This window comes from Marinococcus luteus, from assembly GCF_034497705.1.
GTDB lineage: Bacteria > Bacillota > Bacilli > Bacillales > Marinococcaceae > Marinococcus > Marinococcus luteus_A.
This window is the reverse complement of record NZ_JAXRUV010000003.1, coordinates 85,257-97,573: the sequence shown is the minus strand read 5'-3', so window position 1 is coordinate 97,573 and position 12,317 is coordinate 85,257. Positions and strand designations below refer to the sequence as shown.

14 protein-coding genes are annotated in these 12,317 nt (G+C 46.0%); 10 read left to right on the top strand and 4 right to left on the bottom strand.

The window, feature by feature from the left end; translation table 11 throughout:
- Positions 1 to 4: 4 nt before the first annotated feature.
- From yhbY to Q9M42_RS06725, 4 genes are read right to left on the bottom strand one after another with little or no spacing between them, the layout of a single operon-like run.
- On the bottom strand, positions 5 to 298 hold the full coding sequence (yhbY, locus tag Q9M42_RS06740) for a ribosome assembly RNA-binding protein YhbY (RefSeq protein WP_322525738.1): 294 nt from the start codon (positions 296 to 298) through the stop codon (positions 5 to 7).
- The gene (aroE, locus tag Q9M42_RS06735) at positions 288 to 1,142 is read right to left on the bottom strand and encodes a shikimate dehydrogenase (RefSeq protein ID WP_322525737.1); all 855 of its coding nucleotides are present in this window, start codon (positions 1,140 to 1,142) and stop codon (positions 288 to 290) included. The genes yhbY and aroE overlap by 11 nt, the downstream gene beginning before the upstream one ends.
- Complete coding sequence (gene yqeH / locus Q9M42_RS06730; protein ID WP_322525736.1) at positions 1,143 to 2,246, bottom strand: ribosome biogenesis GTPase YqeH; 1,104 nt, start codon at positions 2,244 to 2,246, stop codon at positions 1,143 to 1,145.
- The gene (locus tag Q9M42_RS06725; protein WP_322525939.1) at positions 2,243 to 2,761 is read right to left on the bottom strand and encodes a YqeG family HAD IIIA-type phosphatase; all 519 of its coding nucleotides are present in this window, start codon (positions 2,759 to 2,761) and stop codon (positions 2,243 to 2,245) included. The genes yqeH and Q9M42_RS06725 overlap by 4 nt, the downstream gene beginning before the upstream one ends.
- A 366-nt stretch (positions 2,762 to 3,127) precedes the next feature.
- Between Q9M42_RS06725 and Q9M42_RS06720 the strand changes: the two genes are divergently transcribed.
- From Q9M42_RS06720 to Q9M42_RS06675, 10 genes are all read left to right on the top strand, one after another.
- Positions 3,128 to 5,533 carry a Na+/H+ antiporter subunit A gene (locus Q9M42_RS06720; RefSeq protein WP_322525735.1) on the top strand — a complete coding sequence of 802 codons (2,406 nt, stop codon included), beginning with the start codon at positions 3,128 to 3,130 and terminating at the stop codon, positions 5,531 to 5,533.
- A complete protein-coding gene (locus Q9M42_RS06715; protein WP_322525734.1) occupies positions 5,530 to 5,952 on the top strand; it encodes a Na(+)/H(+) antiporter subunit B in 423 nt (140 codons plus the stop codon). The genes Q9M42_RS06720 and Q9M42_RS06715 overlap by 4 nt, the downstream gene beginning before the upstream one ends.
- A complete protein-coding gene (locus Q9M42_RS06710) occupies positions 5,952 to 6,293 on the top strand; it encodes a Na(+)/H(+) antiporter subunit C (protein WP_022793834.1) in 342 nt (113 codons plus the stop codon). Before Q9M42_RS06715 ends, Q9M42_RS06710 begins: the two co-directional genes overlap by 1 nt.
- Positions 6,286 to 7,773 carry a Na+/H+ antiporter subunit D gene (locus Q9M42_RS06705; protein WP_322525733.1) on the top strand — a complete coding sequence of 496 codons (1,488 nt, stop codon included), beginning with the start codon at positions 6,286 to 6,288 and terminating at the stop codon, positions 7,771 to 7,773. The genes Q9M42_RS06710 and Q9M42_RS06705 overlap by 8 nt, the downstream gene beginning before the upstream one ends.
- A complete protein-coding gene (locus Q9M42_RS06700; RefSeq protein ID WP_322525732.1) occupies positions 7,773 to 8,249 on the top strand; it encodes a Na+/H+ antiporter subunit E in 477 nt (158 codons plus the stop codon). Before Q9M42_RS06705 ends, Q9M42_RS06700 begins: the two co-directional genes overlap by 1 nt.
- Positions 8,249 to 8,536, top strand: coding sequence for a Na(+)/H(+) antiporter subunit F1 (locus Q9M42_RS06695; RefSeq protein ID WP_322525731.1), 288 nt, complete (start codon positions 8,249 to 8,251; stop codon positions 8,534 to 8,536). The genes Q9M42_RS06700 and Q9M42_RS06695 overlap by 1 nt, the downstream gene beginning before the upstream one ends.
- Positions 8,520 to 8,903, top strand: coding sequence for a monovalent cation/H(+) antiporter subunit G (gene mnhG / locus Q9M42_RS06690; protein ID WP_322525730.1), 384 nt, complete (start codon positions 8,520 to 8,522; stop codon positions 8,901 to 8,903). Before Q9M42_RS06695 ends, mnhG begins: the two co-directional genes overlap by 17 nt.
- Positions 8,904 to 9,171: 268 nt before the next feature.
- Positions 9,172 to 9,444 (top strand): HU family DNA-binding protein, encoded by a 273-nt coding sequence (locus Q9M42_RS06685; RefSeq protein WP_022793829.1) that lies wholly within the window; start codon positions 9,172 to 9,174, stop codon positions 9,442 to 9,444.
- A gap of 121 nt (positions 9,445 to 9,565) precedes the next feature.
- Positions 9,566 to 9,871, top strand: a complete 306-nt coding sequence (locus Q9M42_RS06680) for a HesB/YadR/YfhF family protein (RefSeq protein WP_322525729.1) — start codon at positions 9,566 to 9,568, stop codon at positions 9,869 to 9,871.
- A 446-nt stretch (positions 9,872 to 10,317) separates the two neighbouring features.
- The gene (locus Q9M42_RS06675) at positions 10,318 to 12,300 is read left to right on the top strand and encodes a S9 family peptidase (RefSeq protein ID WP_322525938.1); all 1,983 of its coding nucleotides are present in this window, start codon (positions 10,318 to 10,320) and stop codon (positions 12,298 to 12,300) included.
- Positions 12,301 to 12,317: the final 17 nt, after the last annotated feature.

Below are 12,317 nucleotides of genomic sequence, written 5' to 3'. Positions count from 1 at the left end.
TTGTTTACTTTGGAAGTTCAATCCCAGGATTGTCTTTCGATCTCCGGTACAGTACGATTGTGTTTCCAATTACCTGCACCACTTCAGAGCCGGTACCTTCGGCAAGCTCAGACGCCACTTCATGTTTATCCTCCATGCAGTTCTGCAGAAGGTTCACTTTCAGAATTTCTCTTTTCTCTATCGCTTCGTCTACATGGGTAATAATTTGTTCGTTCATGCCTTCTTTTCCAATTTGAAAAAGAGGCTTTAACGAATGTGCTTCTCTGCGCAAGGTACGCTTTTGTTTATTATTCAGCATTATTTTCTCCTTTTAGGTGATCTTCAACAAGTGCCTGCATTGCTTTACGGTCTGGTTCCATTCCCGTCCAGTACTTAAACGCCAGCGCTCCCTGGTTAACAAACATTCCACTTCCATTCAACGTGTCGATCCCTGCCTCCCGGGCATCCTTTAACCACCTGGTTTCCCAGGGGTTATAGATAAGATCACTGCATAATGCAGAAGATTTTACATTTTCGAGGCTCCAGGGGAAATTGTTTATCTCAGGGCTCATCCCAATCGAAGTAGTGTTAATCAGTATATCGTACTCGTGGTTCCTGCTTTCTGCTTCTTCTTTGGCCGCTACTTTGATAGCCGCTATATCTTTCAGGTGATTTTTCAGCTGTTCTGCTTTTTCCTGCGTACGATTCACAACAGTAATGCTTTCAGGGCTTCGGAGACTCAACGCGTAGCATACGGCCCTCGCTGCCCCGCCTGCTCCAATCACAAGAATGTTTGCATTTTTGATTTGATCCAATGAACGTACAGCCAGTAAAGATTCCAGATAGCCTTCCCCGTCCGTATTATATCCGACAAGCTCATCATTTTCCCTTACGACTGTATTCACCGCTCCGATTCTTTCAGCTGATGGGTCAAGCTTATCGATATAGTCCCTTATCCGCACTTTGTGGGGAATGGTGATGTTGAATCCGGCAGCCCCGAGCTGCCGAAGCGCCTGTACGCCCTTTTGCAGTTCTTCTTCCGGCATATCGAACAAATGGTAGTAACCGTCTATGCCGAGCTTTCCGAACTGCTCATTATGCATTTGCGGTGATAGCGAATGACCGAGCGGATGGCCGATTAAGCCAAGCAGCGTTTTTGGCAATTAAATCACCGCCTCCCGTTTTGATACTCCTGTGCCGACCGGCACGTAAATATCCACGGAAGCACGGGGGTTTGTTACCGTAATCCATCCGAGCCCCTGCACAACAATATCTGTCTTTTCCTCTTTAATTTCAATTCGGTGCTTCGTTAATTCCGGCGCATCCTCCACGCTGTACGGCGGCTTTAATACGTCTCCGACCCTGTCCGGATGGAGGCGGTCAGCGTTATCCTGCTTGGTGCGGTGCACAGGAAGCCGGTTGGACATGAATACAACAAATGAATTAGGGTCGCCTTCGACAAAATCCATGCGCACATAACCGCCGATAAATATCGTCTGTCCACTTTCAAGCTGGTACACTTTTGGCTTTAATTCCTTTTCAGGAATAAACTCTTTTCGCTCCTTTAGACTCCGTTTGCGCCCAAACTGCTTATCGTTGATAAGTCCGGGAGTATCGTACAGACTCGCCTCTTCATCTAAAGGAACTTCAATCATGTCAAGCGTCGTTCCCGGAAAATGAGAAGTAGTGATGTCCTGTTCTTCATTTTCACCAAATTCAGCAATCAGTGCATTAATAAATGTAGATTTACCAACGTTGGTACACCCGGTGACGTAAACGTCTCTGCCGTTTCTCAGCTCTTCAATGCTTGAAGCGGCTTCCTGGATCCCCTGTTTATTTTTGGCACTCAGCAAAACAACGTCCTTTGGTTTTAATCCCTGATGCTTTGCCTGACGGCGAATCCAGTGGAGAAGCTTATTTTCATTTAAAGAATGCGGCAGCAGATCCGTTTTGTTGACCATCAAAAGCACCGGGTTATCTCCGACATATCTTTGAAATCCCGGAATCCAGCTGCCTTCAAAATCAAACACATCAACAATTTTTACAATAAGCGCTTTTTTTCTGCCAAGCTCATGCAGCTTATCACGGAAGTCCTGATCTTCCATGTCCACGTCCTGAACTTCATTATAATGCTTCAAACGAAAACAACGCTGGCAGATCACTGTCGCTCTGTCTACTAGCGCTGATGTCGGGACGTACCCGGCTTTATTTTTATCCTCATTTTGAATAGGCGCCCCACATCCGGCGCAGTACAGCTCTTCGGTCATTGTGTATCCTCCCATTGAATTAATCCTCTGTCTTTTAAGCGCTTCATTAACCGGCGTTCTATCTTCCGGTTAATTTTTGTCAGAAAGCCATCGCTTTGGGCCACCGGCACAACCAACACAGTGTAAAATCCTGCCCGGTTTCCTCCGAATACATCCGTCAGGACCTGGTCACCGACTACAACCACTTCACGCTTTTTGAGTCCCATCCGTCTGGTTGCTTTTCGAAACGCCCGGCTCATCGGTTTTTTGGCCGAATGAATGAAATGAATGCCGTTTGGCTCTGAAAATGAGCGCACACGGTGCTCCGAGTTGTTGGAAACAATAGTTACCTGAAAACCCTGCTCCTGTAAAAAGAAAAACCAATCATCAAGCTCGTTTGTTATATCCGGCCGGTCCCATTCTACCAGAGTATTATCCAAATCAGTGATAATACCTTTAATATTATTTTCACGCAGGTGTTCTAAATCGAGATCTAAAACACTCGGCAAGTATTCATTGGGCATAAATCGTTTAATCAAAATCCCGTCTCCCTTCAAGCAGACCTGCTTTAACTTCCGGCCTGCAGTTGACTGTAATATAAAAAACACTTATTTCTTCTATTTTAACAAACCCTTATTCAAATATCGCAATAATCTGGCGTTGTTTTCCGTCATAAGCCGTACAAACAGCAAGTATAACCGTCAGAAGCTTTTTTTTCAATTTTCTTTAGAGACGTTATACAAGATTGAAAAAAAAATTGTGAAAAGAGCCCCCATCTCTTCCTATATATGTGTTTGAAATGATTGCTGTTTCCGGGATTCGCTTCTAATGCAAGGCGTTTAGATATACGCTATAATGTGAAAAGAATTCAGTGGCGATCGAAACTAACAAGGAGGTTCTTCATGTTTACTATTTTACACCTAGCCATCATTGCACCATTTTTGGCTGCTGTGCTGGTGCCTCTTCTGTATAAATTTATTCCGCGTATACATACAGGATGGTTTGTTCTTATTGTTCCTATTATTCTTTTCAGCTACTTTTTAAGCTACCTTCCGGACGTTTCCGGCACGGGCTCCGTCATGAAAACATTCGAATGGATCCCTTCCTTAGGCGTTGATTATATTGCCTATGTAGACGGTCTCGGCCTTTTATTTGCACTGCTGATTACAGGGATCGGGGCTCTTGTAGTTCTCTATTCCATCTATTACCTGGATAAGCATAAGGAGCAGTTAAATAATTTTTATACATATTTGATGCTTTTTATGGGGGCCATGCTGGGCCTTACGTTGTCAGATAATTTAATCGTTTTATATACCTTCTGGGAAATAACGAGCATTTCATCATTTCTCTTGATTTCTTATTGGTATACGAAGGAAAAATCTCGCTACGGTGCGTTAAAATCTCTGCTCATTACCGTTATGGGCGGCTTTGCCCTTTTGGTTGGTTTTGTGCTTATCGCTTCTGTAACCGGCACCTACAGCATTCGCGGCATCCTGGAAGCTTCGGACCAGCTCGCCGACAGCCCGCTTTTTCTGCCGGCCATGCTTTTGATTCTGCTTGGGGCGTTTACAAAGTCCGCACAGTTTCCGTTTCACATCTGGCTGCCGGACGCAATGGAAGCGCCGACGCCAGTTAGTGCCTACCTGCACTCCGCGACAATGGTTAAAGCGGGCATTTATTTAGTTGCCCGCATGACCCCCCTGTTTGCGGTCAGTGCCTATTGGTTCTGGCTTGTCACCGGCTTCGGGCTTCTTACTCTCATATGGGGGTCCCTTTCTGCAATACGCCAGACCGATTTAAAAGGTATCCTCGCGTACTCCACGGTCAGTCAGCTCGGAATGATTTTATCGATGCTCGGCGCCGGGGCTGCAGCGCTTCACTATGACAGTATCGACAACAATGCCTACACGATTGCGGTGGCAGCTGCCATTTTTCACTTAATTAACCATGCCACCTACAAAGGAAGCCTGTTTATGATGGTAGGTATCATTGATCACGAAACAGGCACCCGGGACATCCGGCGGCTTGGCGGTCTCATGACGTTAATGCCAATTTCCTTTACCATTGCCGTTATCGTCGGATTTTCAATGGCTGGCCTGCCACCGTTTAACGGATTTTTAAGTAAAGAAATGTTTTTCATGTCCATGGTGGAAATTACTCACTTCCCGCAGTACAGTGCAGATTCCATTGGTATTTTGCTTCCAATCGTTGCCTGGGCAGCGAGTATTTTCACTTTCGTTTACTCCATGATGATCATTTTCCGGACCTTTACCGGGAAGCTCCAGAAGGAAAAGCTTCCAACCAAACCACACGAAGCTCCGCTTGGCATGCTTTTGTCTCCCCTTATTCTCGTAGCTCTTGTGTTGTTTATCGGCTTTTTCCCGAACACACTTGTGCCAACGATTATCGAACCGGCAATGGCGTCTATTATGCCTGAACTTGCCCAGACAGGGTCATTTGGGGTGGACATTTACTTCTGGCACGGCTTTTCCCTTGAACTGTTTATGACTATCGGCGTCGTTCTGCTTGGTACGGTCATATTTCTGGCGCTGCAAAAGTGGAATAAAATGCACGCCATCTTTCCGGAAAACCGTCTGTTTAACCAGGCGTACAATCGCTCTCTTGAAGGGCTTGACCGCTCTTCTCACGCCTTAATGTCCTGGCATATGACCGGGCTCGTAAGAGATTACTTTATATATATTTTCTCTTTCACCGTGGTGCTGCTCCTTTTCTCACTTTTCGGTACTGGAGCATTTACCATCGATGTCGAAAATATGGTTCCGGTCAGCCCTTATGAAGCCGTTCTCTCACTTGTGCTGATAGGGTCCTCCCTTATTCTTATGTTTACCCGGTCCCGGTTGAAGGCGATCATTTCCCTGGGCGTGCTCGGCTATACGGTGGCCCTGTTCTTCGTATTGTTTCGGGCGCCGGATCTGGCATTGACTCAGCTGACGATTGAGACCGTTTCGGTGACGTTATTTTTACTTTGTTTCTATCATTTCCCTCAAATTTTCGATGCTTTGAAGGAAACGAAATTTCATGCGGTCAACCTTGTCATCTCAGCTGCAGTCGGACTCACTGTCACATTAATAGGGCTTTCCGCCAGCGGCACCAGACTGTTTCCATCGATCTCTGACTTCTTTCTGGAAAACAGCTATAAAGAGGCAGGCGGCAACAACGTCGTAAACGTTATTCTAGTGGATTTCCGGGGATTTGATACCCTGCTTGAAATTCTCGTATTAGGTATTGCCTCCCTAGGGGTATACTCCTTAATTAAATTACGGCTGGCAGGAGGCGAGAATAAATGAAGTACAACGACATCATTTTGCAGACAGTAACGAAATTCATTTCATTTCTCATCTTTCTGTTTGCAGTCTATATCTTTTTCAACGGCCATCAGGAGCCTGGAGGCGGCTTTATCGGGGGGCTGATGACAAGCGCTGCTTTAGTTCTTCTGCTTCTCGCCTTCGATATGGAAACGATCCGCCGGGCTCTCCCGATTGATTACAAAATAATGACAGCGGTCGGCCTTGTATTTGCTGTTGGTACCGGCGTAGGCTCGTTTTTCTTCTCGGTACCGTTTCTTTCACAGACCTTCGGTTATTTTCATTTTCCCGTACTGGGCGAACTGGAACTGACGACCACCCTCGCCTTCGACCTGGGTGTTTATCTGGTCGTTATTGGAACGGCTATGACTATTATTCAAACGATCGGAGAGGATAAATAGTGGAAATAATTATGTCTATCCTTGCCGGCTTCTTATTTACTGTCGGTTTGTATTTAATACTGACGAAAAACTTAATCCGCATTATTATTGGCAGCTCAGTTTTAAGCCACGGAGCCCATTTGCTGCTTTTGACCATGGCGGGGCTGAAGACTGGGGCCCCCCCACTGCTTGGTCTTGAAGCTGACACTTATGTAGACCCGCTCCCTCAGGCGCTGATATTGACAGCTATCGTTATCAGCTTTGGAGTAACGTCTTTTATTCTCGTTTTAGGATACCGTACGTACAAAGTGACCGGGGCGGCTGAGACTGACCAACTGAGAGGAACTGATACTGATGAGTAATTGGCTGATCCTTCCGGTCCTTATCCCTCTCATCGCAGGGATTGTGGCATTGTTTTTTCCAAAGCATGTCACCGCTCAGCGTACCTGGGCATTTATTACGAGCCTGATCTTGATTGGCGTCAATATCTTTTTGCTTACGTACATATTGGCCAACGGAATCATGACTCTTGAGCTCGGCGGCTGGGAAGCTCCGTTTGGCATTGTTCTGGTAGGGGATTCGTTAGCCGTGCTTTTAACGACGACTACGGCCCTTGTGGCGCTTCCCATTATTTATTTCTCCTTCAGCACCATAGGAGTGGAGCGGGAAAAATATTATTACTACGCCTTTTTCCAGTTTTTAATCGCTGGGGTGTCCGGGGCTTTTCTGACTGGCGATATTTTCAACCTGTTTGTCTGTTTCGAGGTTCTTCTATTAGCCTCCTACGCTTTAATCGGCCACGGCGGTACAAAAACACAGCTGAAGGAATCGTTTAACTACGTTATTGTAAACGTCGTTTCCTCCGCTTTTTTCGTTATTGGCGTGGCGTACCTGTACGCCGTTACAGGCACGCTGAACATGGCCCAGCTCAGCGAGCGGGTCAGTGAAGCAGGCTCTGAACCGATTATCACGGTTATTGCCATTTTGTTTTTAATCGTGTTTGGATTAAAAGGAGCGTTATTCCCTCTGTACTTCTGGCTGCCGGGATCATATTCAGTGCCTCCAACAGCCATCGGGGCGATATTTGCTGCTCTTTTGACCAAGGTCGGCATCTACAGCATTTTTAGAACCTACTCTGTTATCTTTAACGAAGATACGGCCGTTACACACACCATTCTTCTCGTCCTTTCAGCAGTGACGATGATTATCGGTGTTATCGGTGCAATTGCTTACAGGGATGTTAAATTGATTTTAGTATACAATGTTATTGTAGCTGTCGGGTTTATCCTCTTCGGTGTCGCTTCATTAAACAGCGATGCGTTTGTAGGGGCCATATATTACCTGCTGCACGATATCGTTATTAAAGCAGCACTGTTTCTGATTATTGGGGCTCTGATTACTGCAGCCGGAACCAGTAAGCTCTCAGGTATGGGGGGAATTATTAAGCACCACCCGCTTCTCACGTGGATGTTTTTCATTTCCGCCCTTGCCCTCGCCGGCGTTCCTCCTCTTGGCGGCTTTCCCGGTAAGCTGATGCTTGTTGTCGGCGGTGCCGAAGCCGGTCATTATATTGTCGTAGCCGTCATGATGGTTGCAAGTCTGCTCGTACTGTATTCTGTAATACGCATTTTCCTCCAGGGCTTTTTAGGGGAGCCGGTGCTTACCCATGCAAAGCAGCACGGCAGTATTAAAGCACAGATGCCTTCAATCGTCTTTCTCGTAGCGCTGTCTGCATTCATGGGCTTTGGTGCCGAAATTATGTATCCTTTTGTGGAAAGCGCAGCAGAAACGCTGATCAATCCCCGTGCCTATGTTGAAGCTGTGTTAGGGGGGAATTCATAATGTCGTTTCAGATTATGATCAATATTGTTATGGCTCTGCTCTGGATGATTATTAATGATGCATGGTCGTTTGCATCCTTTATCAGCGGCTTTTTTCTTGGCCTTCTCGTCCTGTATTTCATGCGGGGCTTTTTCCGGGAGAGACTGTATTTCCACCGGGTCTATGCGGCCCTGGTGCTAGTGCTCATCTTTTTTAAGGAATTAATTCTTTCCAGTTTCTCTGTCGCCCGACAGATCCTGAGTCCTAAATTAAACATCAGTCCCGGGATCTTTGAAATGGAAACCACTCTGGAGCAAGAATGGGAAATAACACTGCTGTCGCTTTTAATTACTCTTACGCCAGGAACGCTGGTAGTCGAAGTTGCTCCGGATAACCGTTCATTGTTTATCCATGCGATGGACCTGCAGAGCGTGGAAGCGGCTCAAGAAGAAATTCGCAATTCATTCGAAAAAGCGATTAGGGAGGTCAGCAGATAATGATATTAAATGCGATTTATATCACAGCAGCAACGCTCGTCACCATATCCATTCTGGTCACACTGTACCGGGTGTTTAAAGGGCCGTCGATGCCGGACCGCGTTATTGCTCTCGACGTTATCGGTATTCAGCTGATTAGTCTAACAGCTCTCTTCTGCATTATTTTGAATACGACAGCGTTCATTGAAGTTATGCTGCTGCTTGCAATCCTGGCCTTCATCGGTACGGTAGCCTTCGCCAAATATATTGAAAAAGGTGTTGTGATTGAGCATGACCGAGATCGTTGACTGGATTGTAGCACTGCTCGCCCTTTTTGGAGCGGCCTTCAGCATCATAAGCGCTGTCGGTCTGATTCGCCTGCCGGATATTTTCACACGCTCTCACGCTGCCACAAAGGCGGCTACTTTAGGAGTGCTGTGCGTTGTTCTTGGTGCCTTTTTGTTTTTCATGGTACACACACAAACCTTCAGTCTCCGCTTCGTGCTGACCCTAGTATTTGTATTTGTGACTGCACCTGTAGGTGGCCACCTGATCGCAAGAGCAGCGTATAATGCCGGCGTTCCGCTGGCAGAGGGAAGCTCGCAGGATGCTCTCAGCCGCTCCAGGGAAAAGAACCGGTCCTACCACGAAGAAAAAACAGATAATGACCATTAAGAAAAAGCTGGACCGTTTATCTGGTCCAGTTTTTTTGATATTTAATCTTTTTCTCATAAATACTGGAATTCTTATCAAACCCTTGTTATGATAGGGTTTAAGAAAAAAACCAGAATAATGGAAGTATTTTTAAAATATATTTGCTTTATTTCTGGCTTTTCTTCTTAGAAACCTACTAAAATAAATGGAAGGGTTGACATACCGGGCTTTTCATGAGTTAATTTGGTATGAAAGACTCTAAATTTATGGAATGAAAGGGAGTATTTTCATGAACAAGACGGATTTAATCAACGCAGTTTCAGACCAGGCTGAGCTTTCGAAAAAAGACGCTTCCAAAGCTGTAGACGCTGTATTCGACAGCATCACAGAAACTTTGAAAAAAGGCGACAAAATCCAGTTAGTTGGATTTGGAAGCTTTGAAGTACGCGAGCGTGCCGCTCGTAAAGGGCGTAATCCACAAACGGGTGCAGAAATCAAGATTCCTTCCACGAAAAACCCTGCATTTCGCCCAGGCAAACAGCTGAAAGACGCTGTAAACTAACATAAATATTTAAAAGCAGCCTTTCTAATTTAGAAGGGCTGCTTTTTCTTAATGTTCTTTGGTGTTTCTTCCAATGCGAATAAGGGAACAATTATATATCATTCTTTGAAGGAGCTTGTGTATGGATATAACAATTACCCGTCCCGCGGTTAAATGGATGAAAGAAGAACTCAATATTGAGAGCGGCGATACTGTAAGATTTTATGTTCGTTATGGAGGTTCTCCGCAGCTCTATCCCGGCTTTTCTATGGGCATTGCTCTTGATAGACCCGAGAATCCTGCAGTATCGACAGAGGAAGAAGGCCTCACTTTTTTTGTGGAGGACGCAGACAGCTGGTATTTGCGCGCGCATAACCTGCATGTCAGTTTCAGCCGAAAAAACGATACGATTATATTTGAATACAACGAAAGCAGTGACGCAGAGTAATTCCTACTCTGCGTTTTTTGTCCTTACTTTCCACTAAAGACCCTGATCATAAAAAAGAGCTGCAGGCATAAATGCCCGCAGCTTCAAAGGGAGAGAGAGTGATGCCTAAAGGAGAGCCTGTTATTCACGGCTTACAGGAAATGACTTGCTCCAAAATGAAAAGCCATACCGGCTGATCCATTTCGATTGTTCCTGCGAAAGGCAACAATGTAAATGTTGGAACGAAGCATCTGCCTCCTGTTATTTATTAGTGTACATAGTTATTGCAGGGTTTTCATTATGTATGTCAGATGTTCTTCCACTCTTTTTTCCTGAAGCTTTCCTTCCGCAGTTTGATTGTTTTTTGCGAAACGTTTTACTATACTAAAAAAGCACCCTACATACGTGAAACCTTTCCATAACGAACAGGCTCACAGGTATATTACGAGGAGGACATTACCTTGTCTATGAAAAGACCTTTAACTGCAGCAGATTTAGAACGTATTCACGTTGTTGATGATGCCCGCCTTTCTTCGGACGGCGAGCGGTATGCTTTTGTACAAAAGTCTATTCAGAGTGATACGGGCAGCTACTATTCAAATATATACACGCAATACTTAACAGACGACGTTCCTGTTCAGTGGACGTTTGGATCTTATACAAATTTTTCGCCTCGGTGGTCTCCGGACGGCTCCAGCCTTGCTTTTGTGTCTGACCGCTCCGGCCTTAACCAAATTTGGATGATGAGTACTTCAGGAGGAGAACCAAAACAGATTACTTTCGTCAAACACGGTGCCTCTAATCCAGTATGGTCACCGGACAGCCAAAAACTGCTGTTTGAAACGGAACAGGCCTCTGAAGAAGACATCTTCACCACGGAGGTGAACTCTTCGACCAATCCCCCTTCTGCTGTGAAAATCGACCGCCTCCGCTATAAATCAGACAGCCGGGGCTTTCACTACGGCAGACGCGCCCACATTGGTTTGTTCCGATTCGACCGGAAAGACACTTCCTTACTCACTAATGGCAGCTACGATCACCACTCTCCTGACTGGTCTCCTGACAGTCAGTTTATCGTGTTTACGGCAAACAGAAACAGCGATGAAGACATTTCTCCGGTACAGGACCTGTATACACTTAATATTGAGACAAAAGAAATTTCCAGGCTGACGGATTCTGCCGGTACGTTTACTAATGCCAGCTGGTCGCCGGACGGCTCCTGGATAGCATGCACTGGTCACGAATTGGAATATAAAAGCGCTACAATTAATCAAATCTGGCTGATCAATCCATTAACAAAAGAACGAAAAGGAATGACGTTAAAGTGGGACGTCCAAATAGGTGACTACATGATCGGCGATATCAGAACCGGCCACACCTCTGATAAGCCGGTATGGTCGAACGATCAGGAGCACATTTACTTTTTGGCGAGCGAAAACGGAAAAGTCGGCTTGTATCAAATGGATATGCATAATGAAATTACCGCTGTTCATGACGAAGACAACCACGTCTTTTCGTTCTCCTTTCATCCTAAAAACGAGCAGTTTGTGCTCGGCATCAGCGATCCTTCCAACCCGGGTGATTTCTACAGCCGGCGACTTGAGGATAAACGCCGTGTGCGGCTCACAGACGTAAACGCCAGCTTTTTGAAAGAGATAGATCTTTCCCTCCCCGAAACCCTTTCCGTCCGTACCGCCGATCATTGGGACGTGCACGGGTGGATTATGTATCCTGTTGATTACGAAGAAGGACAGACCTTCCCGCTGATTCTGGAAATCCACGGAGGCCCTCACGCTATGTACGGTCACACGTTCTTTCACGAATTTCAGCTGCTTGCTGCGGAGGGCTATGGCGTTCTGTTCAGCAATCCACGGGGCAGCCACGGCTATGGCCAGGCTTTCGCCGATGCCTGCCGCCGGGACTATGGCGGAAAGGATTTCGGGGATCTGCTCGCAATTCTGGACTATGCAGTCGACAGCTATGAATTTGTCGACCGCAATCGGCTGGGAGTAACCGGGGGAAGCTATGGCGGCTTCATGACAAACTGGATGATCAGCCATACCGACCGCTTTAAAGCAGCCGTTACCCAACGTTCCATTTCCAACTGGCTCAGCTTTTACGGGGTGAGTGATATTGGCTTTTTCTTTACAGACTGGGAGATTGGCGTACCACTCCACCAGGACCCGGAAAAGCTCTGGCACCATTCTCCTCTCCGCTACGTCAAAGATATCCATACGCCTTTGCTGATCATGCACAGCGAAAACGATTACCGCTGTCCAATTGAACAGGCTGAACAGCTGTTTATTAACATGAAATATTTAAACAAAACGGTCTCCTTTCTCCGTTTTCCAGGAGCCAATCACGAACTAAGCCGCTCCGGCCCTCCCGCTCTGAGGATTGAACGGCTGGTCCATATGATCGACTGGTTTAACCACTATATCGAAAAATAATATTTCAGTCTTTCGGC

Coding starts and splice junctions, on each gene's coding strand:
- Q9M42_RS06705 (WP_322525733.1), top strand. CDS start 6,286: ATGAGTAATTGGCTGATCCTTCCGGTCCTTATCCCTCTCATCGCAGGG.
- Q9M42_RS06695 (WP_322525731.1), top strand. CDS start 8,249: ATGATATTAAATGCGATTTATATCACAGCAGCAACGCTCGTCACCATA.
- Q9M42_RS06685 (WP_022793829.1), top strand. CDS start 9,172: ATGAACAAGACGGATTTAATCAACGCAGTTTCAGACCAGGCTGAGCTT.
- yhbY (WP_322525738.1), bottom strand. CDS start 298: ATGCTGAATAATAAACAAAAGCGTACCTTGCGCAGAGAAGCACATTCG.
- mnhG (WP_322525730.1), top strand. CDS start 8,520: ATGACCGAGATCGTTGACTGGATTGTAGCACTGCTCGCCCTTTTTGGA.
- yqeH (WP_322525736.1), bottom strand. CDS start 2,246: ATGACCGAAGAGCTGTACTGCGCCGGATGTGGGGCGCCTATTCAAAAT.
- Q9M42_RS06680 (WP_322525729.1), top strand. CDS start 9,566: ATGGATATAACAATTACCCGTCCCGCGGTTAAATGGATGAAAGAAGAA.
- Q9M42_RS06720 (WP_322525735.1), top strand. CDS start 3,128: ATGTTTACTATTTTACACCTAGCCATCATTGCACCATTTTTGGCTGCT.
- Q9M42_RS06700 (WP_322525732.1), top strand. CDS start 7,773: ATGTCGTTTCAGATTATGATCAATATTGTTATGGCTCTGCTCTGGATG.
- Q9M42_RS06715 (WP_322525734.1), top strand. CDS start 5,530: ATGAAGTACAACGACATCATTTTGCAGACAGTAACGAAATTCATTTCA.
- Q9M42_RS06675 (WP_322525938.1), top strand. CDS start 10,318: ATGAAAAGACCTTTAACTGCAGCAGATTTAGAACGTATTCACGTTGTT.